Annotated in this window: 20 protein-coding genes and 6 tRNA genes; 17 read left to right on the plus strand and 9 right to left on the minus strand. The window is 71.9% G+C overall.

What is annotated here, in order from left to right:
* Nucleotides 1–25: 25 nt before the first annotated feature.
* The 6 genes from ACFVXA_RS34490 (at nt 26) to ACFVXA_RS34515 (ending at nt 9,582) form a co-directional block, all read left to right on the plus strand.
* The gene (locus tag ACFVXA_RS34490) at nt 26–856 is read left to right on the plus strand and encodes a MetQ/NlpA family ABC transporter substrate-binding protein (RefSeq protein WP_362020918.1); all 831 of its coding nucleotides are present in this window, start codon (nt 26–28) and stop codon (nt 854–856) included.
* 146 nt (nt 857–1,002) lie between these two features.
* Nucleotides 1,003–1,641 (plus strand): GNAT family N-acetyltransferase, encoded by a 639-nt coding sequence (locus tag ACFVXA_RS34495; protein WP_362020921.1) that lies wholly within the window; start codon nt 1,003–1,005, stop codon nt 1,639–1,641.
* 168 nt (nt 1,642–1,809) lie between these two features.
* Complete coding sequence (gene cbiE, locus ACFVXA_RS34500; RefSeq protein ID WP_362020924.1) at nt 1,810–3,021, plus strand: precorrin-6y C5,15-methyltransferase (decarboxylating) subunit CbiE; 1,212 nt, start codon at nt 1,810–1,812, stop codon at nt 3,019–3,021.
* 345 nt (nt 3,022–3,366) lie between these two features.
* On the plus strand, nt 3,367–7,278 hold the full coding sequence (cobT, locus tag ACFVXA_RS34505; RefSeq protein WP_390028210.1) for a nicotinate-nucleotide--dimethylbenzimidazole phosphoribosyltransferase: 3,912 nt from the start codon (nt 3,367–3,369) through the stop codon (nt 7,276–7,278).
* Between the two features lie 188 nt (nt 7,279–7,466).
* Nucleotides 7,467–8,699, plus strand: coding sequence for a uroporphyrinogen-III C-methyltransferase (cobA, locus tag ACFVXA_RS34510; protein ID WP_362020930.1), 1,233 nt, complete (start codon nt 7,467–7,469; stop codon nt 8,697–8,699).
* Between the two features lie 64 nt (nt 8,700–8,763).
* Entirely contained in the window at nt 8,764–9,582 is an 819-nt protein-coding gene (locus tag ACFVXA_RS34515; RefSeq protein ID WP_362020933.1) for an RNA methyltransferase, read from the plus strand.
* A gap of 37 nt (nt 9,583–9,619) precedes the next feature.
* Here ACFVXA_RS34515 and ACFVXA_RS34520 read toward each other — a convergent pair whose 3' ends face one another.
* Complete coding sequence (locus ACFVXA_RS34520; RefSeq protein WP_362021131.1) at nt 9,620–10,942, minus strand: serine/threonine-protein kinase; 1,323 nt, start codon at nt 10,940–10,942, stop codon at nt 9,620–9,622.
* Between the two features lie 196 nt (nt 10,943–11,138).
* Here ACFVXA_RS34520 and ACFVXA_RS34525 point away from each other — a divergent pair, with 196 nt between their 5' ends.
* The 4 genes from ACFVXA_RS34525 (at nt 11,139) to ACFVXA_RS34540 (ending at nt 13,755) form a co-directional block, all read left to right on the plus strand.
* Nucleotides 11,139–11,414 (plus strand): hypothetical protein, encoded by a 276-nt coding sequence (locus tag ACFVXA_RS34525; protein WP_383746147.1) that lies wholly within the window; start codon nt 11,139–11,141, stop codon nt 11,412–11,414.
* A 199-nt stretch (nt 11,415–11,613) separates the two neighbouring features.
* Entirely contained in the window at nt 11,614–11,832 is a 219-nt protein-coding gene (locus tag ACFVXA_RS34530; RefSeq protein ID WP_362020942.1) for a hypothetical protein, read from the plus strand.
* Nucleotides 11,833–12,394: 562 nt separating this feature from the next.
* Nucleotides 12,395–13,381 carry a phosphotransferase family protein gene (locus ACFVXA_RS34535; RefSeq protein WP_390028211.1) on the plus strand — a complete coding sequence of 329 codons (987 nt, stop codon included), beginning with the start codon at nt 12,395–12,397 and terminating at the stop codon, nt 13,379–13,381.
* A gap of 74 nt (nt 13,382–13,455) precedes the next feature.
* Nucleotides 13,456–13,755 (plus strand): zf-TFIIB domain-containing protein, encoded by a 300-nt coding sequence (locus ACFVXA_RS34540; RefSeq protein WP_362020947.1) that lies wholly within the window; start codon nt 13,456–13,458, stop codon nt 13,753–13,755.
* A 122-nt stretch (nt 13,756–13,877) separates the two neighbouring features.
* Here the strand turns inward: ACFVXA_RS34540 and ACFVXA_RS34545 are convergent.
* The 5 genes from ACFVXA_RS34545 to ACFVXA_RS34565 all read right to left on the minus strand — a co-directional run bounded on the left by ACFVXA_RS34545 (nt 13,878) and on the right by ACFVXA_RS34565 (nt 14,359).
* A tRNA-Val gene (locus ACFVXA_RS34545) sits at nt 13,878–13,952 on the minus strand.
* Nucleotides 13,953–13,992: 40 nt separating this feature from the next.
* Nucleotides 13,993–14,064: transfer RNA gene (locus ACFVXA_RS34550), tRNA-Val, on the minus strand.
* Nucleotides 14,065–14,100: 36 nt separating this feature from the next.
* Nucleotides 14,101–14,172: transfer RNA gene (locus ACFVXA_RS34555), tRNA-Val, on the minus strand.
* A 1-nt stretch (nt 14,173) separates the two neighbouring features.
* Nucleotides 14,174–14,247 (minus strand) — tRNA-Cys (locus ACFVXA_RS34560).
* Nucleotides 14,248–14,286: 39 nt separating this feature from the next.
* Nucleotides 14,287–14,359, minus strand: a tRNA-Gly gene (locus tag ACFVXA_RS34565).
* 156 nt (nt 14,360–14,515) lie between these two features.
* On the opposite strand from ACFVXA_RS34565, the gene ACFVXA_RS34570 reads away from it, so the two are divergent.
* The 3 genes from ACFVXA_RS34570 to ACFVXA_RS34580 all read left to right on the plus strand — a co-directional run bounded on the left by ACFVXA_RS34570 (nt 14,516) and on the right by ACFVXA_RS34580 (nt 17,279).
* The gene (locus tag ACFVXA_RS34570; protein WP_362020950.1) at nt 14,516–15,559 is read left to right on the plus strand and encodes a chorismate-binding protein; all 1,044 of its coding nucleotides are present in this window, start codon (nt 14,516–14,518) and stop codon (nt 15,557–15,559) included.
* Entirely contained in the window at nt 15,556–16,377 is an 822-nt protein-coding gene (locus ACFVXA_RS34575) for an aminodeoxychorismate lyase (RefSeq protein WP_362020953.1), read from the plus strand. The genes ACFVXA_RS34570 and ACFVXA_RS34575 overlap by 4 nt, the downstream gene beginning before the upstream one ends.
* Before the next feature lie 77 nt (nt 16,378–16,454).
* Nucleotides 16,455–17,279, plus strand: coding sequence for a GNAT family N-acetyltransferase (locus ACFVXA_RS34580; protein ID WP_362020956.1), 825 nt, complete (start codon nt 16,455–16,457; stop codon nt 17,277–17,279).
* Between the two features lie 43 nt (nt 17,280–17,322).
* On the opposite strand, the gene ACFVXA_RS34585 is transcribed toward ACFVXA_RS34580, so the two are convergent.
* Nucleotides 17,323–17,847, minus strand: a complete 525-nt coding sequence (locus tag ACFVXA_RS34585) for a DsbA family protein (RefSeq protein WP_362020958.1) — start codon at nt 17,845–17,847, stop codon at nt 17,323–17,325.
* Between the two features lie 210 nt (nt 17,848–18,057).
* Between ACFVXA_RS34585 and ACFVXA_RS34590 the strand changes: the two genes are divergently transcribed.
* Both ACFVXA_RS34590 and ACFVXA_RS34595 read left to right on the plus strand, forming a co-directional pair.
* Nucleotides 18,058–18,504 (plus strand): hypothetical protein, encoded by a 447-nt coding sequence (locus tag ACFVXA_RS34590; RefSeq protein WP_362021134.1) that lies wholly within the window; start codon nt 18,058–18,060, stop codon nt 18,502–18,504.
* Between the two features lie 254 nt (nt 18,505–18,758).
* Entirely contained in the window at nt 18,759–18,911 is a 153-nt protein-coding gene (locus ACFVXA_RS34595) for a hypothetical protein (protein ID WP_010988207.1), read from the plus strand.
* 100 nt (nt 18,912–19,011) lie between these two features.
* On the opposite strand, the gene ACFVXA_RS34600 is transcribed toward ACFVXA_RS34595, so the two are convergent.
* Entirely contained in the window at nt 19,012–19,569 is a 558-nt protein-coding gene (locus ACFVXA_RS34600) for a CGNR zinc finger domain-containing protein (RefSeq protein WP_362020961.1), read from the minus strand.
* Between the two features lie 462 nt (nt 19,570–20,031).
* The gene (locus ACFVXA_RS34605) at nt 20,032–20,445 is read right to left on the minus strand and encodes an SsgA family sporulation/cell division regulator (RefSeq protein WP_003959770.1); all 414 of its coding nucleotides are present in this window, start codon (nt 20,443–20,445) and stop codon (nt 20,032–20,034) included.
* Between the two features lie 191 nt (nt 20,446–20,636).
* Here ACFVXA_RS34605 and ACFVXA_RS34610 point away from each other — a divergent pair, with 191 nt between their 5' ends.
* Together ACFVXA_RS34610 and ACFVXA_RS34615 are read left to right on the plus strand one after the other, a co-directional pair.
* Nucleotides 20,637–21,071 (plus strand): TIGR02611 family protein, encoded by a 435-nt coding sequence (locus tag ACFVXA_RS34610; RefSeq protein WP_362020964.1) that lies wholly within the window; start codon nt 20,637–20,639, stop codon nt 21,069–21,071.
* An 82-nt stretch (nt 21,072–21,153) separates the two neighbouring features.
* Nucleotides 21,154–21,225 (plus strand) — tRNA-Val (locus ACFVXA_RS34615).
* Nucleotides 21,226–21,281: the final 56 nt, after the last annotated feature.

Consider the following 21,281-nt stretch of genomic DNA (forward strand, 5'->3'; position numbering starts at 1 on the left):
CCAGTCGTTCCGAGGGGCGAACGCGATGCGCAAGCACGTCATATCCGCGGCGACCGCCGCACTGGCTCTCGGCCTCACCGTGACCGCCTGCGGCTCGGGTTCGGACTCCGGCGGCGGTGGTGGTGACGACGCCCTGGTCGTCGGCGCCACCGCGGTCCCGGCCGGCGAGGTCCTGTCGTACATACAGAAGGACCTCGCCGCGAAGGCCGGCCTCAAGCTGGAGATCAAGGAGTTCACGGACTACGTCCTGCCGAACACCGCGCTCCAGGAAGGCACGCTCGACGCGAACCTGTACCAGAACCAGCCCTTCCTGGACGAGTTCAACCACTCCAAGGGCACCCAACTGGTCTCCGTCGTCAAGGCGTACCTGCCGCCCATGGGCGTGTACTCGAAGAAGGTCACGGACATCGCGAAGCTCGCCGACGGAGCCACCGTCGCCGTGCCCAACGAGACCACCAACGAGGGCCGCGCCCTCAAACTCCTCGCCGCCAAGGGCCTCATCACGCTCAAGGACGGCGCGGGAACGACCGCGTCCCCGGCGGACATCACGGCCAACCCCAAGCACCTGAAGTTCAAGGAGCTCGACCCGGCCCAGCTGCCGCGCTCGCTCGACGACGTGACGGTCGCGGTCATCAACAACAACTACGCCCAGGACGCGGGGCTCAGTCCCGCCAAGGACGCGATCCTCCTGGAGTCCGCGAAGGACAACCCCTACGCGAACCTTCTGGCGGTGAAGAAGGGCAACGAGGACGACCCGCGGGTCAAGAAGCTCGCGAAGCTCCTCACCTCGCCCGACGTGAAGAAGTTCATCGAGGACAAGTACAAGGGCTCGGTCCTGCCGGTCACCGCCGGCTGACCGCCCTCGTCACCGCACGGGGTCCACTCCATCACCCGGAGTGGACCCCGTGGTGCAGTTCAGTGCTTTCATGCTGCATGCTGGGCAGTTCAGCGGGCCCCAGGGATTCCCGGGGGCCGAGGTCCCCGACGGTTACGGAGCGGCGCATGACGAGCACCTTCCCCGACATCTCCATCAGCACGGAGCGGTTGGTCCTGCGTGCGCTCGACGAGGACGACGTACCCGCCCTGGCCGAGATGATGAACGACGAGATGGTGGCGGCCTGGACGTCGGTGCCGCAGCCGTTCACCGAGGACGGCGCCCGCACCTGGATCACGGAGTACGCGCCCACGGAGCGCACGGAGGGCCGCGGACTCGGCCTCGCCGTCACCGAGTTCCTCACCCAGCGCCTGGTGGGCGTCATCCAGCTCGGCAAGACGAACTGGCATGTGCGGTCCACCGAGCTCTCGTACATCATCGCCCCCTGGGCGCGCGGCGAGGGCTACGCCTCCGAGGCCGCTCTGGCCACCGCCCAATGGCTCTTCGGCGACCAGAAGTTCGAGCGCATCGAACTGCGCACGGCCGCCGACAACACCGCCTCGCAGCAGGTCGCCCAGAAGATCGGCTGCATCAGCGAGGGCGTGCTGCGCAACGCCTGCATAGCGCGCACCCGCACCGAGGACGGAACCTGGGTCGACCTGCGCACCGACTTCATCGTCTGGAGCCTGCTCCCGGAGGACCTCGACGGCGTCGGCGAGCGGCTCGCCGACACCGGTGGTTTCACGTCGTTCTCCGACTGGAACTGAGAACCACGCGAGCCGCTCCCCGGGGACCTGGAACCGACTCCCCGAACCCGCGGACCGCGCCCACGCGCCGAGCCTCTCGCGGTGCCATCCGGCTCCACCAGGTACCCTCACGGAGCACCCGCGGGCTGCCCCTGACGACCTGCGAAAACCTTCTGGAGACTGACGACGATGGCCGACCGGGTCACGGTGATCGGCTGGGACGGCTCGCCGCTGACCGCCGCGGCGCGCTCCGCACTCGGTGCCGCCACACTGGTGGCCGGCGCGGCCCACCACCTCGCGCTCCCCGAGGTACCCCGGGGCGCCGAGCGCATCCGCCTCGGCAGCGTCGCCCTCGCCGCCCGCCGGATCGCGGGCCACCGGGGCACCGCCGTGGTCCTCGCCGACGGGGACCCGGGCTTCTTCGGCGTCGTACGCACCCTGCGGGGCCCGGAGTTCGGCCTGGAGGTCGAAGTGGTGCCCGCCGTATCCTCGGTGGCCGCCGCCTTCGCCCGCGCCGGTATGCCCTGGGACGACGCACAGGTGGTCGTCGCACACGCCCGCACCTTGCGACGCGCGGTGAATGTGTGCCGCGCCCATACCAAGGTCGCCGTTCTCACCTCGCCCGGCGCCGGCCCCGCCGAACTCGGTCTGCTCCTCGAAGGAGTGCACCGCACCTTCGTCATCTGCGAGGAGCTCGGGACCGTGCGCGAGCGGGTCACGATTCTGACCTCCGACAAGGTCGCCGACCACACCTGGCGCGACCCCAACGTCGTCATCGTCATCGGCGCCTTCGTCGCCGCGGCCGAGGGCGGCGGCTGGATCGCCGGACGCGACCCGGGCACCGGACCGCGCGGCTGGGCGCTCCCCGCCGAGGCGTACGGCGGTGCGCTCGGCGAAGGCGAAACGGATCTGCTGCGCGCCGCCCAACTCGCCCGGCTGGGCCCGCGCGTCGGCGACCTCGTCTGGGACATCGGCTCGGGCAGCGGCGCCTTCGCCACCGAGGCCGCGCGCACCGGCGCCGCCGTCATCGCGGTCGACCGCAACCCCGGCTCCTGCGCCCGCACCGAGGACTCCGCCCGCCGCTACGGCGTCCAGATGCAGATCGTGCACGGCGCCGCTCCGCACATCCTGGAGAACCTTCCCGAACCCGATGTCGTGCGCGTCGGAGGCGGCGGAGCGGCGGTCGTCTCGGCCGTCGCCGACCGCCGCCCGCAGCGCATCGTGACGCACGCCGCGACCCGCGACGCGGCCGAACTCATCGGCCGGGACCTGACGGAGCACGGCTACCAGGTCGAGTGCGCGCTCATTCAGTCCGTGGAACTCGATACAAGGGCCTGGACGGAGAAGGAGCGGAGCGTCGCGTTCCTGCTCAGCGGCCGTCTGCCGGATCGCGCCCCGTGATCCTGTTGTCGTACTGCGCGCGGTAGGCTGGCCGATCGTTGTACCGCTCCCGGGTGATCGGCCTTTCGTCGGTCAATGTCCCGAAAACGCGCCCGTTTTGAGGCGAGTGTGGTACGGCAGAACCGGAGGACGCGCAACGTGGCGCAGTCCACAGGCGGCCCTCGCGGATCAAGCTGTCGCGAGGGCGGAACGACCGGGACAATGCCAGTTAATGGCTTTGTCGTCTTTGTGGGCCGGTCGTTCGTGCCGCTGGGCGCGCACGCTCGTTCTCCACAGTGGGGCGGTCGGTGCGCCGTTCCGGGCGAGCTGGACTTGGAAGCACTAACCGATGGGCGAGGGGTACGCATGACCGACACCGGCCAGGTCCCGGGCGAGGGACTGCCGGAGAACGCAGGCATGGTGGAGCAGCCCGGCGTCGCCGCGCCGGCCGCGTACACCTTCCTCGACCCCTCCGAGAACCCCGTCGAGGACGACGACCTCCTTCTGATGCCGGGCGCGCCCGGAGCACAGGGGGCGTGGGGCAACGAGGTGCCGCCGCCGGCCCCGATGCCGTTCGTCCACGAGCCGGACCCGCACGAGCCCGGCCCGCATGAGCCAGGCCCGCACGAGACGGACGGGCGGGACAGCGGCTCGGTCGACCTGGGCGCCGTGCGCGCGCCCGGTCCGGCGCCCGCCCCGCAGCCGACGACGCCGCGCCGCCCGCTGCACCTCGGCCCGCCGACGCCGGACGGCTCCGCGAGCCCGGTGCGCTCACTGGCCGACCGCGGCCCCGCGGGTACGCCGGTGAGCCCGGCTCCCGTCGCCCCGGTGCCCGCGGCCGCTCCCGCTGCTCCCGCACGGCACGCGGGTCCGCCGACGGTCGGTCCCGAATACCTCGACGCGCCGCAGCTCGGCGACGCTCCGCCGCAGGGCGCGGTGCCGTGGGGCGCTCCGCCCGTGGCCCCCCAGGTGGGGATTGCAGAAACGGTCGTCCCGGAAGCGGGACAGGTGACGGAGCCCGCGACGCAGGCCGAGGCGGCGCCGATCGCCGAGGCCGCTCAGGACCCGGGACCCGGGCACGCTCACCCGGCCCAGGTTCCCGTCGAGGAGCTCGCCCAGGCCGCTCAGGCCCCGGCACCCCAGGTTCCGGATGGTCCGCTCGCCCACCAGGACCCGGCCGGTGCCGAGCAGGCTGAGGCCGCGCCCGCGCTGGACAGCCCGCTGGACCCGCAGGCGGCGCAGACTCCGGGGACCCCGGACGCGACGACCTTCCCGGCGGCTCCGCACGCCCTTCAGGCGACGGACGCCACGGGTGCGACGAACGGCGCGGGCGTGACGGATGTCGCGGGCGTGACGGATGTCGCGGGCGTGACGGGCGGCGCCGAGCCGACCGAGCCGGCTGAACCCACGGGCCACGTCGGCGGCGACGCCCACGCGCCCGCTCAGTTCCCGTCCGAGGCCGGGGTCGAGGGGTTCGCGCCCGCTCAGTTCCCGTCCGACGCCGAGGGCTTCGCGCCGGTGCACTTCCCGTCCGACGCCGAGCACTTCACTTCCGCGCAGGCAGCCCACGCGGCCCCGCAGCGGACGGCCGAGCACGACGCGTATGCGGCAGACTCGGCCGAGCCCGTCACCCAGGTCCCCGCGCAGGCCGCCGAGTTCACGGACTCCGGTGTCCACATCGCGGACCCGGCCGCCCAGTTCGCGGACGCGGGATCCCCGGCGGAGCCCGCGCAACCGCTCGTGGCCGCCATGGCCCACACGCCCCGGGCTGCGCAGTCGGCTCCGGAAGCTCAGGCCGTTGAGTCCGCGCTGCCCGCGGACGCCTCACACGGCCAGGCCGTACCCGGCCTCGAAGCCCAGCAGGCCCAGCAGTTCGCGGCCCCGACCGCTTACTCCGACTTCTCGGAGAACGGTGCCGCCGAGGTACCGCACGGCGCCGTCCCGGTGGGCGTGGCCGCCCACGCAGAGACGGCCCCCCAGGCATCCGTCGGCCGACCCCACGGCGAGCAGCACTTCCCCGCCGCCGGTTCCGCCGCCGGTGGGGGTGGCAGCACTGGCACCGGTGACGCGGCAGCCGCGGCCGGGCTCCCGGGCGGCACCCCACAGGAGCCGCAGGCGGACCAGTCCCTCGGCCAGTTCGTGCCCGTGGAGGGCACGGTGCCGACCACGCCGCACCTGGCGCCGACCCCGCCGCACGCCATGACCGTGCCGCCCCTCCCGACGGAGGAGCAGCCGACGGCCGAGGAGCCCGCGGAGGAGACGATCGTCGTGGCGCCCGCCCCGGTCGAGGAGATCGCCGAGGAAACCCCGAAGACCCCCGCCACGGAAGCGGAGCCGATCGCTCAGGCAGTCGTCCCCGCCCCCAGGGAAGCCGAGGCCGAGGCCGAACCCGAAGCCGAGAGCACCTCCGAGACACCCCCCGTACCGGAGCCGCTCCCCGCGGACCCGGAGCCCGTAGTCGCACAGCAAGCGGATGACCTGGACACCCAGGTCGCCGACCAGGAAGAGAGCACGGCCGAAGTGGAAGACGTACGAGAGTCCACCGGCCCGGCGGCCCCCGGCTACGACGACGCCGAGCGCGAGGCCGTGCTGCGTGTGATGCGCGAGCGCCGCGACATCCGCAATGGCTTCCGCAGCGACCCGATCCCGCACGACGTGCTGCTCCGCGTCCTGGAGGCCGCGCACACCGCGCCGTCCGTCGGTCACTCCCAGCCCTGGGACTTCGTCGTCATCCGCTCCGCCGACACCCGCCGGAGCATGCACGAACTGGCCCAGCGGCAGCGTGAGGCGTACGCCAAGTCGCTCCCCAAGGGCCGCGCGAAGCAGTTCAAGGAACTCAAGATCGAGGCCATCCTCGACACCCCGGTGAACATCGTGGTCACCGCCGACCCGACCCGCGGCGGCCGGCACACCCTGGGCCGCCACACCCAGCCCCAGATGGCCCCGTACTCCTCCGCGCTCGCGGTCGAGAACCTGTGGCTCGCGGCCCGTGCCGAGGGTCTGGGCGTCGGCTGGGTCAGCTTCTTCGACGAGCGCGAGATGGTCCGCGCCCTCGGCCTGCCCGAGCACCTGGAGGTCGTGGCGTACCTCTGCGTCGGCTACGTCGACGAGTTCCCGGAGGAGCCCGAGCTGATGCAGGCCGGCTGGTCCAAGCGCCGCCCGCTGTCGTGGGTCGTGCACGAGGAGACGTACGGCCGTCGCGCGCTGCCCGGCGAGGAGCCGCACGACCTGCTCGCCGAGACGGTCTCCAACATCCGCCCGCTCGACGCCAAGGCGCTCGGCGAGGCGTGGGAGCGCCAGAAGCGGATGACCAAGCCCGCCGGCGCGCTCGGCATGCTGGAGATCATCTCCGCGCAGCTGTCCGGGCTCTCCCGGATGTGCCCGCCGCCCATCCCTGAGCCTGCCGCCGTCGCGATCTTCGCGGGTGACCACGGCGTGCACGCCCAGGGCGTCACCCCCTGGCCGCAGGAGGTCACCGCCCAGATGGTGGCCAACTTCCTGGGCGGCGGCGCGGTCTGCAACGCGTTCGCCAACCAGGTCGGTGCCGAGGTCTGTGTCATCGACGTGGGCGTCGCCTCCGACCTCCCGGCCACCCCTGGCCTGCTCCCGCGCAAGGTCCGCGCCGGCACCGCCGACATGACGACGGGCCCCGCGATGAGCCGCGAAGAGGTCGTCGCGGCGATCGAGGTGGGCATCGAGACGGCCCGCGACCTGGTCGCGGCCGGCAACAAGGCCCTGCTGACGGGTGAGATGGGCATCGCCAACACCACCGCGTCGGCGGCCCTGATCTCGGTCTTCACGGGCACGGACCCGTCCGAGGTGACGGGCCGGGGCACCGGCATCAACGACGAGACCCTGGCCCGCAAGACCGAGGTCGTCCGCCGCGCCATCGACCTCCACCAGCCGGACCCGGCCGATCCGATCGGCGTCCTCGCGGCCATCGGAGGCCTCGAGCACGCCGCCATGGTCGGCCTCCTCCTCGGTGGCGCGTCCCTGCGTACGCCGGTGATCCTGGACGGCGTCAGCGCCGGCGCCGCGGCCCTGGTGGCCCGCGCCATCGCCCCCGAGGTCCTCGCGGCCTGCATCGCGGGCCACCGCAGCGCGGAACCGGGCCACGTGGCCGCCCTGAACAAGCTGGGCCTGCGCCCCCTGGTCGACCTCGACCTCCGCCTCGGCGAGGGCACGGGCGCCCTCCTGGCCCTCCCGGTGGTCCAGAGCGCGGCCAGGGCGATGCACGAGGTGGCGACGTTCGATTCGGCAGGGGTGACTGAGAAGTAGCGTCCAGCGGGCCGCACTCTCGGAAGGCCGGGGCAGAGCCCCCGGTTTCGGGTAGGGGCGGGCTGGGGGAAGAAAACCCACCCCACCCCGCCCCACCCGGACCCGCACCCTCATCTCCGCACGTCAGGGCCCACTGTGAAACCGCAGAGCCCCGCCCAGCACCGCCCCGTACGAGGAGCCGCACCGCCATGGCCGAACACCCCGCCTACCCCGTAGGCCTCCGCCTCACCGGCCGCCGCGTGGTCGTCCTCGGTGGCGGCCAGGTGGCCCAACGCCGCCTCCCGGCCCTCATCGCGGCAGGCGCGCGCGTCCACCTCGTATCACCGCAGGCGACCCCGTCCGTGGAAGCGATGGCGGACGCCGGCGAGATCACCTGGACGAAGCGCCCGTACGAGGAGGGCGACCTCGCGGAGGCGTGGTACGCCCTGATCGCGACCAGCGACCCCCAGGCGAACACGGAGGCCTCCGCCGAGGCGGAGCGCCACCGCGTCTGGTGCGTCCGCTCCGACGACGCCGACGCGGCAACGGCCTGGACGCCGGCGACGGGCCACAGCGCGGGCGTGACGGTCGCCGTCCTCACGACGGACGCCCGAGGCCGGGACCCCCGCCACACGGCGGCGATCCGCGACGCCGTGGTCGAGGGACTCCGCGACGGCACCCTCGTGGCCCCCCACCACCGCACCCGCACCCCCGGTGTCGCCCTGGTCGGCGGCGGCCCCGGCGACCCGGACCTGATCACGGTCCGCGGCCGTCGCCTGCTCGCCGAGGCCGACGTGGTCATCGCGGACCGGCTCGGCCCGCGCGACCTGCTCGCCGAACTCCCGCCGCACGTCGAGGTGATCGACGCGGCGAAGATCCCCTACGGCCGGTACATGGCCCAGGAGGCCATCAACAACGCCCTGATCGAGCACGCCAGACAGGGCAAGTCGGTGGTACGTCTCAAGGGCGGTGACCCGTTCGTCTTCGGCCGCGGCATGGAGGAGGCCCAGGCGCTCGCCGAGGCGGGCATCGCCTGCACGGTCGTCCCCGGCATCTCCAGCTCGATCTCGGTACCGGGCGCGGCGGGTATCCCGGTCACCCATCGGGGGGTCGCACATGAGTTCACCGTGGTCAGCGGGCATGTCGCCCCTGACGACGAGCGCTCACTGGTCGACTGGCCCTCCCTCGCCAAGCTCCGCGGCACGCTCGTCGTCCTCATGGGCGTCGACAAGATCGGCAGGATCGCCGACACCCTCGTCGCACACGGCAAGCCGGCCGACACCCCCGTCGCCCTGGTCCAGGAGGGCACCACCGCGGCGCAGCGCCGCGTCGATGCGACCCTGGCGACGGTCGCCGAGACCGTACGCGCGCAGGACGTGAAGCCCCCGGCGGTGATCGTCATCGGCGAGGTCGTGAACGTGGGCCCCGGACTTCACAAGTAACCACGGGTAACCCAACCCGTTCCCAGCCGTTGGCACCGCACCCAGGACAAGGCAGTATCACCCTGTGGCCGATCTCATCACCGTTGAGAACCCCGACGACCCGCGTCTGCGCGACTACACGGGCCTGACCGACGTGGAACTGCGCCGCAAGCGCGAACCGGCCGAGGGCCTGTTCATCGCCGAGGGCGAGAAGGTCATCAGACGGGCCAAGGACGCCGGGTACGAGATGCGCTCGATGCTCCTGTCCGCCAAGTGGGTCGACGTCATGCGCGACGTCATCGACGAGCTCCCGGCGCCGGTGTACGCGGTCAGCCCGGAGCTCGCCGAGCAGGTCACCGGCTACCACGTGCACCGCGGCGCGCTCGCCTCCATGCAGCGCAAACCGCTGCCCACGGCGGAGGAACTCCTGCAGACCGCGCGCCGCGTGGTCGTCATGGAGGCCGTCAACGACCACACCAACATCGGTGCGATCTTCCGCTCCGCCGCCGCTCTCGGCATGGACGCGGTGCTCCTCTCCCCGGACTGCGCGGACCCGCTCTACCGCCGGTCCGTGAAGGTCTCCATGGGTGCCGTCTTCTCCGTCCCGTACGCCCGTCTCGAGACCTGGCCCAAGGGCCTGGAGTCGGTCCGCGAGGCCGGCTTCGCCCTGCTCGCCCTCACCCCCGACGAGAAGGCGAAGTCCCTCGACGAGACTGCCCCGCACCGCATGGACCGGGTCGCGCTGATGCTGGGCGCGGAGGGCGACGGCCTGTCCACGAAGGCCCTGATGGCGGCGGACGAATGGGTCCGCATCCCGATGGCCCACGGCGTCGACTCGCTCAACGTGGGCGCGGCGGCGGCGGTGGCCTTCTACGCGGTGGCGACGGGACGCCCACGGTCGTGAGCGCCCTCGGCGCCGCCCCGGGCGACCGCCACGGGCGCTAGCCGTCCTTCCGGATCTCGCTCCGGTACCGCTCGGACATCAGCTCCCCGGTGGGAAGCGGCGGGTACGACTGCTCCTGTCGTACGTCCTTACGGGTGCCCCCGTCGTCCAGCCCCCGCGCCGGCCCCTGGCATCCCTGCGCCGCCGCGATGCCGAGCGCGACGAGCAGGGTCACCACGACGAACACGAAGAGCCGCTGGCGCAGCAGCCGCGGGTTGGCGGGCCTGCGGCCGGTCCCGGTGGTGCGCGGCCCGGGACGTCCGGCACCACTGCGGGGCGCCGGCCTGCTGCCGGAGCGGCCGGTGTTCCGGGCGGGCGCGGGGCGCGAACCGGACTGCGAGGGCCTGGTGCCACCGTTCGTCCCGCCGGTGCGCGGCGGGGGAGTGCCCTGCGGACGCCGCTGGGTGCGCTGCTCGGCGTACTGCTCGGCCAGGCGTCCGGTCGGCCGGTCGGGATCCGTGCGCGGCGCGGGCGGCCGTACGTCCGCCATGCCCTGTGCCTCGCGGGCCGCGATCTCCTTGAGCCGCAGGGACAGTTGGAGGGTGGTGGGCCGCTCCTCGGGATCCTTCGCCAGACATGCCCGTACGAGAGGTGCCAGCGCGTCCGGAACGCCGTGCAGTTGGGCCTCCTCGTGCACCACCCGGTAGAGCATCACTTCGGAACTGCCGTGCCCGAAGGGCGAGTCCTGGGTCGCCGCGTACGCGAGCGTGGCGCCGAGCGCGAACACGTCCGTGGCCGGGGTGACGGCCGCTCCGCGCACCTGCTCGGGCGCGAGGAAGCCGGGGGAACCGACAGCCGTACCGACATGCGTGAGGGTCGAGGCACCCGTCGCCCAGGCGATGCCGAAGTCGATGATCCGCGGCCCCTTCGGGGACAGCAGGATGTTGGACGGCTTGAGGTCCCGGTGGACGACCCCGGCCTCGTGCACGGCGACGAGTCCCTCGGACAGGGCGGCACCGACGGCCGCCACATCGGCGGCGCTCAGCGGCCCTTCCTCCGCGACCTTGTCGTGCAGGGAGGGCCCGGGCACGTACTGCGTGGCGAACCACGGGCGGTCCGCCTCCAGATCGGCGGCGACGAGCCGCGCCGTGCAACCGCCCCTGATGCGTCGCGCCGCCGAGACCTCCCGGGCGAACCGCGACCGGAACTCCTGATCCTCCGCCAGATCCGGCCGGATCACCTTCAGCGCGACCCGCTGGCCACGGCGGTCGGAGCCCAGGTAGACAACGCCCATCCCACCCGCGCCGAGCCGCCTGTGAAGCCTGAACGAGCCGACGACACGCGGGTCCTCGCGCCTCAGGCGCATCATCGCCATGTCCATCCCCGCTGCCCGGTCCATTTGACGAGCCACAGCTTACGTTTCCGCGGCCGGGTGCGCGCAGAGGCCGCGCCCTCTCGGCCCGATCGATTGTCAGTGCCGGGTGGGAAACTTGAAAGGTGGTCAGGGAGCGTGTGAGCGGGACGGCTTTGGGCCGCCTGTGATCCCAACCCTCCGTCGCAGAAGGGGGATTGAGCCCGTGAAGGGTGACCGAGTGGAGATAGTCGTGGACGCCGGTGACACGACGCGCACGTACGAGGTGGTGGCGAGCAGGGCGGGTCGCCGGGTGGAGACGGCGGTGCGCCGAGGTGTGGTGGAAGTGAGCGAAGTCACGCGAAGCGGATCAGTGGTGCGCACCGCCCGCTTCATGGCGACCCGGGTGCTGGCGCTCGTCGAGCAGCCGGTGCCCAGGGAAGACGTCTCGGAACAGTCGGGTCACACCGGACGCCCCCTCCGGGAAGACCCTGAGACCTAGGTCCTCGTCTCCACCCAGGGGAGTACACCGCAGGTCATCGCTCATCCTCCGGGAGGCCCGCCAATCGGTACGAGGGCATGACGACCCGGCGGCGCCGCCCGCCTAGATTTGAGGTCAAGCGGCGGGTGCAGCACTCGTCCCCCGAGGTCAGACACCCGCCGCTGCCAATCACAACAGAAGCTCGGTCAGGAGAGGGACCATGGCCCACACGGCACCGCGGACAGCGCTCCGCACGCAGGGACGCAGGGCGTACACCGCGTACACCACCGCGTTCGGCACCCGCCGCCAGGGCCAGCGCCACCCCTTGGTGGCGACGGCGATGGTCCTTCCCCTGGCGGCCCTGCTCGTAGTCGTCTTCGGCGGCTGGGACGCAGTGGTCACACAAGCGTCGTCCGTGGGCGTGATGCTGGGGCGCTGAGCGGCGCCCCAGGCCCGGAAGAGCGGTCCGGGCGGGGACATCCGGCCATGAAACCCCGTGGGGACGGGGGTGCGGCGGACGGCACAAAATGCCCGCGCAGCTGGGGAGCTGCGCGGGCATTTTCTTGCCCTGCACCACCACCGCACACAGCCACACCGCTGACACGACAGTTCCCGCGGTACGTCTCATCAACTGCGCCCAGTCGTGCCGCTGGGTCCGCAGTTCTCCCGGTTCGTCTCATCAACTGCGGGCAATCGTGCCGCTGGGGCGACAGCCCTCCCGTCCGTCTCAACTGCGCCCAGTCGTGCCGCTGGCGCCACACTTGTCCCGGTTCATCTCATCAACTGCGGGCAATCGTGCCGCTGGGGCGGCACGGGTGGGCGCGGCGGCACCCCGTAAGCGCCGGGCAGCGCACCCACCCCGACCTCAGCACCCGCACCGGGTACCGCACACCCGTGCCGGGTGCCGGTCCCGTCGCCCGGTGGACGCCGGGTACCCCTCACCCGGCCCGGCCCACCTGCGTACGCTCACCGACAGACGCCATCCGTACCCAGGGGGACCCGTGACCGCAGACACCCTGCTGCCCGCACTCACCGCCAAGGTGCGCAGCACGGTCCACCCCACAGCAGACGCAGGCAAAGGCGTAAACGCACACGCACACGCAGCCGCAGCAAGCTCCTGCCCCTGCGGAACCAAGGACGCCGTCCTCGCCAACCGCCCCGACGCCACGGTCATCCGCCACGCCGACACCGTCGCCAAGGCCCACGCCCCCGGCACGGACCCCACGGAACTCTCCCTCCGGCTCTCCGTCGCCACCGCCCTCCCCGACACACTCCTGCCCCCACTGACCAGCACGCCAGTCGACCTGCACGGCCGCCCGGTGACCTTCTGGCCGTACGGCAGCCCGGTCGACCCGGAGAACCCCGAGGCGGCCCCCTGGGAGGCCGCCGCCACCCTGCTGGCCCGGCTCCACCAGGCCCCCGCCCCGCACGGCCTCCCGCCCATGCGCGGCCCCGCGAAGGCGGCTCGGGCGATCGCCCGGCTCAGGACGGCGGGCCCGCTCCCGGCCGCCGCCCCGGTCCTGCGCGCCTGGGCCGGCCTCCCGGCCTGGGCCCGCGCCCAGGCCCCGATGCCGGACGCCGCGACCCTGTGTCACGGCGACCTGCACCTCGGACAACTCGTCCGCCACCCGGCCCCGGCCGGCCCCTGGCTCCTCATCGACGTCGACGACCTGGGCGTGGGCACCCCGGCCTGGGACCTCGCCCGCCCGGCCGCCTGGTACGCCTGCGGTCTGCTCCCGCCCGAGGAGTGGCTGCGCTTCCTGACCGCCTACCGGAGCGCGGGCGGCCCGGCGGTCCCCGCCGAGGGCGACCCCTGGCCCGCCCTGGACATCGCGGCCCGGGCCCTCACCGTGCAGACCGCGGCCCTGGCGATCGCCAAGTCCGTCGCCTCCGGGGAGCCGTTGGACGAGGTGCAGCAGGCCGTGATCGACGCCTGTGACCGAATGGGCACCGTCCCGCCCGAGTTGTCGCACGGTTTCGCGACGTAGGGTGCAACCGACCGAAGCCGGGCAGTGTCTGTCCTGGCGGAAGCAGTACCGACCGGCGAGGAGTTGAGCCGAGCATGCAGTGTCCGAAGTGCCATGCGCCGATGCACACGTACAACCGCAATGGCGTCCAGATCGAGCAGTGCAGCGGCTGCCGCGGGATATTTCTCGACTACGGCGAGCTGGAGTCGCTGACCCGCCTGGAGTCCCAGTGGCAGCAGCCCGCGCCGCCGCCCCCGGCCGCCCCGCAGGCGTACCCGTCCGCGCCCGCGCCCGCCTGGGGCGCCCCGCAGCACGGCGGCCACGGCGGTCACTACGGCGGCCACGGCGGCCACCACCGCCACAAGAGCTTCGGCCACATGCTCTTCTCGTCCTGAACGAGCGCCGTCTCGTCCTGAACGAGCGCCGGGGCCCCTCCTGAGGGGAGGGGCCCCGGCGGCGTACGCAGGGACGAACACGACGAAGCCCCCGACCGTACGAGACGGCCGGGGGCTTCGGCTGGTGCGCGATACTGGGATTGAACCAGTGACCTCTTCCGTGTCAGGGAAGCGCTCTCCCGCTGAGCTAATCGCGCGGGGTGGACCTGCGGACGGTGCCAGGTGGTGCGTACTGCGTGCGCGATACTGGGATTGAACCAGTGACCTCTTCCGTGTCAGGGAAGCGCTCTCCCGCTGAGCTAATCGCGCGGGATCGGATCTTGCCGTACGGGCTGGAAGATCCAGTGGACGATACTGGGATTGAACCAGTGACCTCTTCCGTGTCAGGGAAGCGCTCTCCCGCTGAGCTAATCGTCCTTGGAGGTGGAGACGGGATTTGAACCCGTGTAGACGGCTTTGCAGGCCGTTGCCTCGCCTCTCGGCCACTCCACCAGGAGCGTAGGGGTTCGGGATGATCCCCCACTTCCTGCGAGCGGACGACCAGGTTCGAACTGGCGACCTCAACCTTGGCAAGGTTGCGCTCTACCAACTGAGCTACGTCCGCGTGTCGTTTCCGGTCGGCTTGCGCGTCCCGGCGACGTGTTGAACTCTAGCGGATTCCGGGGCCAGCACAAAAACGCGTTTGTGCAGCGTGCTGCGTTCTGTCCGCCCAAGGACACGGTCAGGGCACCGGCAGGTCACCCGCCCTAGACTCGACTGCGTGCTCGACCTCCCTCCTCTCGCCCGCTTCGGTGGCCTCGTCGCAACCGGTCTCCTCGACGTCACCAGCGACCCCGCGGCCCTGGACTCGACCGGTTTCTGGGCCGTCTCGGCCGACTTCGAAGGGCGGCTGACCTGCGCCCGCTTCCAGGACGTACGACAGGAGCCGGTGCCCGCACCGGTGCCCGGGCGCTGGCGAGGTCCCGCGGCCGATGACTGGAAGTCGTCCCTCGACCGCGCCGCGTACACCGCGGGCGTGCGCCGCATCCGCGAGCACATAGCGGCAGGTGAGGTCTACCAGGCGAACCTCTGCCGGGTGCTGTCCGCGCGCGTCGCCCCCGACGCCGACGTCGACGAGCTGACCGCCTTGCTGGCGCGTGGCAACCCGGCGCCGTACGCCGGAACGATTCGCCTGCCCGCCCACGCCGTGGAGATCGCCACCGCGTCCCCCGAACTCTTCCTGCGCCGCGACGGGCGTGTCGTCGAGTCGGGTCCGATCAAGGGCACCGGACGCACCGAGGCGGACCTCCTGGAGAAGGACTACGCCGAGAACGTGATGATCGTGGACCTCGTCCGCAACGACATCGGCCGAGTCTGCGTCGGCGGCAGCGTCACCGTCCCCGACCTCTGCGTGGTCGAGAAGCACCCGGGTCTTGTCCATCTCGTCTCCAGTGTCCACGGCGAGCTGCGTGCCGACGCCGGATGGCCCGAGCTCCTGGCCGCCGCCTTCCCGCCCGGTTCCGTCACCGGCGCTCCCAAGTCCAGCGCGCTGCGGATCATCGAGGCCCTGGAGACCGCGCCCCGCGGCCCGTACTGCGGAGGTATCGGCTGGGTCGACGCCGATCGCGGCACCGGAGAGCTGGCGGTCGGCATCCGCACCTTCTGGATCGACCGGGACGAGGGCGTCCTGCGGTTCGGTACGGGCGCGGGCATCACCTGGGGATCGGACCCCGAGGGCGAGTGGCGGGAGACCGAACTGAAGGCATCGCGGCTGCTCGCGGTAGCGTCGGGTCAGTACGAGGCAAGTGGAGGGACCCTTTCGTGAAGATCTGGCTCGACGGCGGGCTGCAGGACACCGAGACCGCCCGCGTCTCCGTCTTCGACCACGGACTGACCGTGGGCGACGGCATCTTCGAGACCGTGAAGGCGGTCGACGGGCGGCCGTTCGCGCTGAGCCGCCACCTGGACCGGCTGGCCCGCTCGGCCCGCGGCCTCGGCCTGCCCGAGCCCGACCTCGACGAGGTACGCCGCGCCTGCGCCGCGGTCATCGACGCCAACCCGATGCCGCTCGGCCGGCTCCGCATCACCTACACCGGTGGTCACGGCCCGCTCGGCTCCGACCGCGGCGAGCACGGTCCGACCCTGGTCGTCGCACTCGGCGAGTCCGCCCGGCGCCCCGACTCCACCGCCGTCGTCACCGTGCCGTGGACCCGGAACGAGCGCGGCGCGCTCACCGGCCTCAAGACCACCTCGTACGCCGAGAACGTCGTCGCCCTGGCCCGCGCGCGCGAACAGGGCGCGACCGAGGCGCTGTTCGCCAACACGGTCGGTCAGCTCTGCGAGGGCACGGGGTCCAACGTCTTCGTCGTCCTCGACGGCGAGATCCACACTCCGCCGGTCGCCTCCGGCTGCCTCGCCGGCATCACCCGCGCGCTCACCGTCGAGTGGACCGGGGCCAAGGAGACCGACCTGCCGCTCGACGTCCTGGAACACGCCGAGGAGGTCTTCCTGACGTCCACGCTGCGCGATGTGCAGGCCGTGCACCGGGTCGACGCCCGCGAACTCCCGGGCGCGCCGGGCCCGGTGACCGCCAAGGCGATGCGGATCTTCGACGAGCGGTCCGGGGACGACCTCGATCCCTGATCCGCCGCCGTCCATGCACCTCTGAACGCCGGGAAATTCAGCTGACCTCGGACGCCGCAGCGGGTACAACTCCCCTGATGACCACCACCCTGCGGCCGACCGAGCCGCTTCAGCACACCGCCGACGGGACGCGTTCGCGCCGCTACCACGTGTGTGTGAACAGCCGTCCCGTGGGCGCGGTACACCTCACCACGGATCCCGTCTTCGGACCGTCCGTCGCACGGATCCAGGAGCTCCGCATCGAGGAGCCGGACCGTGGACGAGGCCGGGGCGCGGTCGCCGCGCTCGCCGCCGAGGAGGTGGCGCGCGGCTGGGGCTGCGAACGGATCGAGACGTCGGTCCCGGCCGAGTCCGCGGCCGGCCTGCGGCTCGCCGTCTCGCTCGGATACGTCGTCCGCAACCGCGGGATGGAGAAGCCGCTGGGGGAGACCCCGCCCCACCTGCCCTCCGGGAGCCTCGGCCGGCCGATGACGGAGGCGGAGTTCGCCGTCTGGGAAGCGGCGGGCAGGGAGAGTTACGCGCGGACCTGGATCGAGCGGGGCGTGCCCGCGGCGCAGGCGCACGCCAAGGCGGAGCACGACCACCACGAGCTGATGCCGCAAGGCGTGGCCACACAGAACATGCTGTTCAGCGTTCTGGAACACGAAGGAGCCAGGGTCGGCACGCTGTGGCTGGCGGTGCAGGGCGACCGCGTATTCGTCTTCGACGTCGAGGCGGACGCCGCACACCGCGGCAAGGGGCACGGCCGTACGCTGATGCTGCTCGCGGAGACCCAGGCGGCGGCTGTCGGAAGCGACCGCATCGGCCTCAACGTCTTCGCGGGCAACACGCCGGCCGAGCGGCTCTACGAGTCACTCGGCTACGAGACGACCGCCTACCACTTCGCCAAGACCCTGCTGTAGGTCTCCCGGAACCTGGCGCGGGCGCGAGAACACGGCGCGGGTGTCACGCCTCCCGCTCGGCGAGCAGCCGGTCGGCGATCTCCTCCACGCGCTCGCGCAGGCCCTCCTGACTCTTGCCGCCGTCGAGACGTTCGCCGCCGATGACGTAGGTCGGGGTGCCGGTCACGCCGATGGCCTTGCCCTCGGCCTGGTCGGCATCGACGATCAGGATGTGCCGGCCGTCGATCAGGGCCGTGTCGAACTCCTCGGCGTCCAGGCCGAGTTCACGGGCAACCTCGACCAGGAAGGGTTCTCCCCCACGGTCCAGCTCCTCGACGCGACCGAGCACCGCCTCGACGTACGGCCAGGCCTTACCCTGTTCCGCGGCCTCCTCGGCGGCCTGCGCCGCGGCGAAGGCGTGCTTGTGCTTCTCCAGGGGGAAGTGCCGCAGCCGCAGCTCCAGACGGTCGCCGTAGCGGGCCCGCAGCGCGTGCAGGTCGGCGAGGGCGCCGCGACAGTCGGGACACTGGAGTTCGCACCAGACGTCCAGGACGGGAACGGCCGGGTGGGCGGGGGAGGAGTCGTTCATGAAGACCAGTCTCCCAGCCGTCGCACCGGCGTCCCAACCGGGACCGCGGGGGAGATGACCGTCGGTGACCCGACCGGGACCTGGGGAGGACACCGGCCCCTGAGATGTCCCTGAGGTCCGCTCGGAGCATGGCATACGAGGCGCCGGGCGGTGCAGGATGGAAGGGACGAACCGACCCTGCGCCCGACCGAGCCCTGCCTGGAGGACCGGATGATTGCCGAGACCGTCTGTTCCGCCGTCTCCGCCGCCGGCCTGGGCATCGCGGCGGTGACGGCCTACCGCAAGCGTTTCCTGGCGGCCGCCCGTATCGCTGCCTACTCGCTCGTGCCGGTCGGCCTGGTGATGACCGGGGTGGTCGGCTGGCTGGCCGACACCGCGTTCAGCCCGACCGCGTGGGCCGGCTTCGTCGTGCTCGGCGCCGCCTGGCTGCTGTTCATGACCACGCGGGCCGTGGAGCGGCGCGGCGGCGGGACACGCAAGGAACGCAAGGCGGCCAAGGCCGCCGCCCAGCGCGAGGCGGTGGCCCCCGCGGCCTCGGCGCCCTCGCTCGGCCAGAGTTCCCGCCCGGCCACCCGCCCCGCGCCGACGCCGCGCGCCACCGGCTCCGGGGACGACTTCAGCGACATCGAGGCCATCCTGAAGAAGCACGGCATATGACGGGCAAGACGGAGGCGCGTGCTCCGCGAGACGGAGGCGAGGGCTCCGCAGGACGGACGCACGTGCTCCGCAGGACGGACCGCATATGACCGGCACATGACCGGTTGAAACGACACAAGGCGGCACGGGGGGCCGTGTGGAGTGCGCGGAAACGATCACGTTCGAGCGTGTCGTCACATGATCCGGCGAACTCCCGCATTTTCCGAGCGTGTTGATCGCGTGAGGGGTGCCGGCTACGTCATCATCGCCGCGAGATGCTGGACACAACACAGAGCGACACCGCCGCCCCGCCCGAGGAGCGGCGTGGTTGTCTCTTCGCGCTCTCCCAGCCGCCGCTGATGATCTTCCTTGCGGTAATCGGCTGTCTGCTGCTCATGGCTTCGCTGCACGACCTGCTGCTGCTCTGAGCCGTACACGGAGCCCCTGGCGTCACCCGCCGAGGGCTCCGTCAGTCCGCCACTGCCTCGCGCCGAGCGTCGCGGGCCGAGCGTCTGCCCGCTTCGGCGATCAGCCCGCCGCTTCCTTCCGGCGTGCCCGGTAGGCGGCCACGTGGAGGCGGTTCCCGCAGGTGCGGCTGTCGCAGTAGCGGCGGGAGCGATTGCGGGAGAGGTCGACGAAGGCGCGCCGGCAGTCCGGGGCCTCGCAGCGGCGCAGCCGCTCCTGTTCCCCGGCGACCACGAAGAAGGCCAGCGCCATCCCACAGTCGGCCGCGAGATGGTCGGCGACCGAGGCGCCGGGCGCGAAGTAATGCACGTGCCAGTCGTAGCCGTCGTGGTCGGTGAGGCGGGGGGTGGTACCCGCCGCGGCGACCAGTTCGTTGATCAGCGCGGCGGCGATCCGCGGGTCATCGGCGGCGAAGATGCCCGCGAACCGGTCGCGCACGTCGCGCACGGCCGCGAGATCGTGCGCCGACAGCACACCCACATCGCTGATCTCGTGGTTTCGTACGAAATCGGCGAGGGACGCGACATCCGCGAGCCCATCGGTCGCCTGGTCCTCCGGCGCGGTGTTCACCAGATCCACCACGGTGTCGAGGGCGCACCGGGTGTCGTGGGTGATCAGCACGTTTCGCTCCCTGGCCTCGGGGGTCGAGCGGGCGCCCGCCCCGGTGCTGGCCGATGGTAGTGGCTTCCTGGCGCGGGGAGCGGATCACGGGGGAGCGGCGACCGGTCGCGAGGCGTGTGGGGCGCTGGGGGGCGGGTGCTGCGCGTGGACTTTCGGGCACACGGACGCCGTCCACCGCGTTCAGCCACCCTGGGTGCCGCGCCCCGAGGTGACAGGCAGCCGGGGTGACAGGCCCGGCCCCCACCCCGAGGTGACAGGCAGCCGGTGTGACAGAACCGGCCCCCACCCCGGGGTGACAGGCCCCCGGGGTGACAAGCAAGCGCACCGGCGTCGCCTCCGTGGACGTGAAGTCCATGGTGACGGCGCCGGTGCTGGTGCCCTATGCGGTTGTGCCCTATGCGGTTGTCTAGGCCCGAGCCGTCTCCCCGAGTGGACGGCGCCGGGCGGCTCTGTGGTGTCTCGCTAGCTCTCGGCCAGGATGTGTGAGAGCTCCGTATCGAGATCGAAATGCCGGTGTTCCGTGCCGGGGGGCACGGCGGCGTCCGTCCGCTTCAGGAAGGACTCCAGGGCCCGCGCCGGGGCCTCGAGAAGAGCCTCGCCCTCCGGGGAGCTCAGGGCGATGCACACGACGCCCTGGCCATGACTCCGGGACGGCCAGACTCGGACGTCGCCGGTACCGGTGGGCCGGTGCAGGCCCTCGGCGAGGAGGTCGCGGGCGAACACCCACTCGACGGTTTCCTCGGCTCCGGTGTGGAAGGTGGCGTGCACGGCGTAGGGATCGGCCGTGTCATACCGCAGTCCTGCGGGAACAGGCAGTGAGGACTCGCTCGACACAACGAGGCGCAGGTGCAGCTCGCAGCTGACCGTGGTGTTCATAAGCGCCAGGGCCTTTCGCTCAGTGTGCGCTCGGGGATTCGCACGTCGGCGAAATCGACATGCCACCTACGGTGCCGTTGTAAACCCCTCTGAGTGTTTTGCGTGCCTTTACGTAACTCATCCGGCCGAGAGTACGTTCGCCGGATAGGGCCATTCCGGTGACTGGTTTCTCTCGGGTAGGGTTTGGCCGTATGAATACGGGGAGTGACGAGCCGGGCGAGGTCGCCACGGCTGACGACGGGGTGAAGAGTGAGCGACCGCTCGGTTCGCGGGCGCCGGAATTCATCAAGGCACGTCGCGCGCTGCATCTGAGCTGGCAGGTGGGCGTTTTCATCGTGGGGCTCGCGGTGGTCGGCGCGGGCGTGATCATGCTTCCGCTGCCGGGGCCCGGCTGGCTGGTGATCTTCGGTGGCATGGCGATCTGGGCGACCGAGTTCGTCTGGGCGCAGCTGGTGCTCCGCTGGACGAAGCGCAAGGTCACCGAGGCGACCCAGCGTGCTCTCGACCCCAAGGTGCGGCGCCGCAACATCATCCTGACGACCGTCGGCCTGGTGATCATCGCGGTCCTTGTCGGCGTCTACGTCTGGAAGTTCGGCCTCGCGATGCCCTGGAACATCAAGGAGTGACGAGCCCGCTCGGACGCCGTCCCGAGGCTCCTCGGCCGGTCGGAGCCACCCCCTGACATGGGGTAATGTTCTCCCTGCGCCCGGGCGATTAGCTCAGCGGGAGAGCGCTTCGTTCACACCGAAGAGGTCACTGGTTCGATCCCAGTATCGCCCACATGTGCGAGGCGACCATGTTAAACCCCCGCCGGGAGTAAAGTGGGCGAAATCGGT

This window comes from Streptomyces sp. NPDC058246 (assembly GCF_042881985.1).
GTDB lineage: Bacteria > Actinomycetota > Actinomycetes > Streptomycetales > Streptomycetaceae > Streptomyces.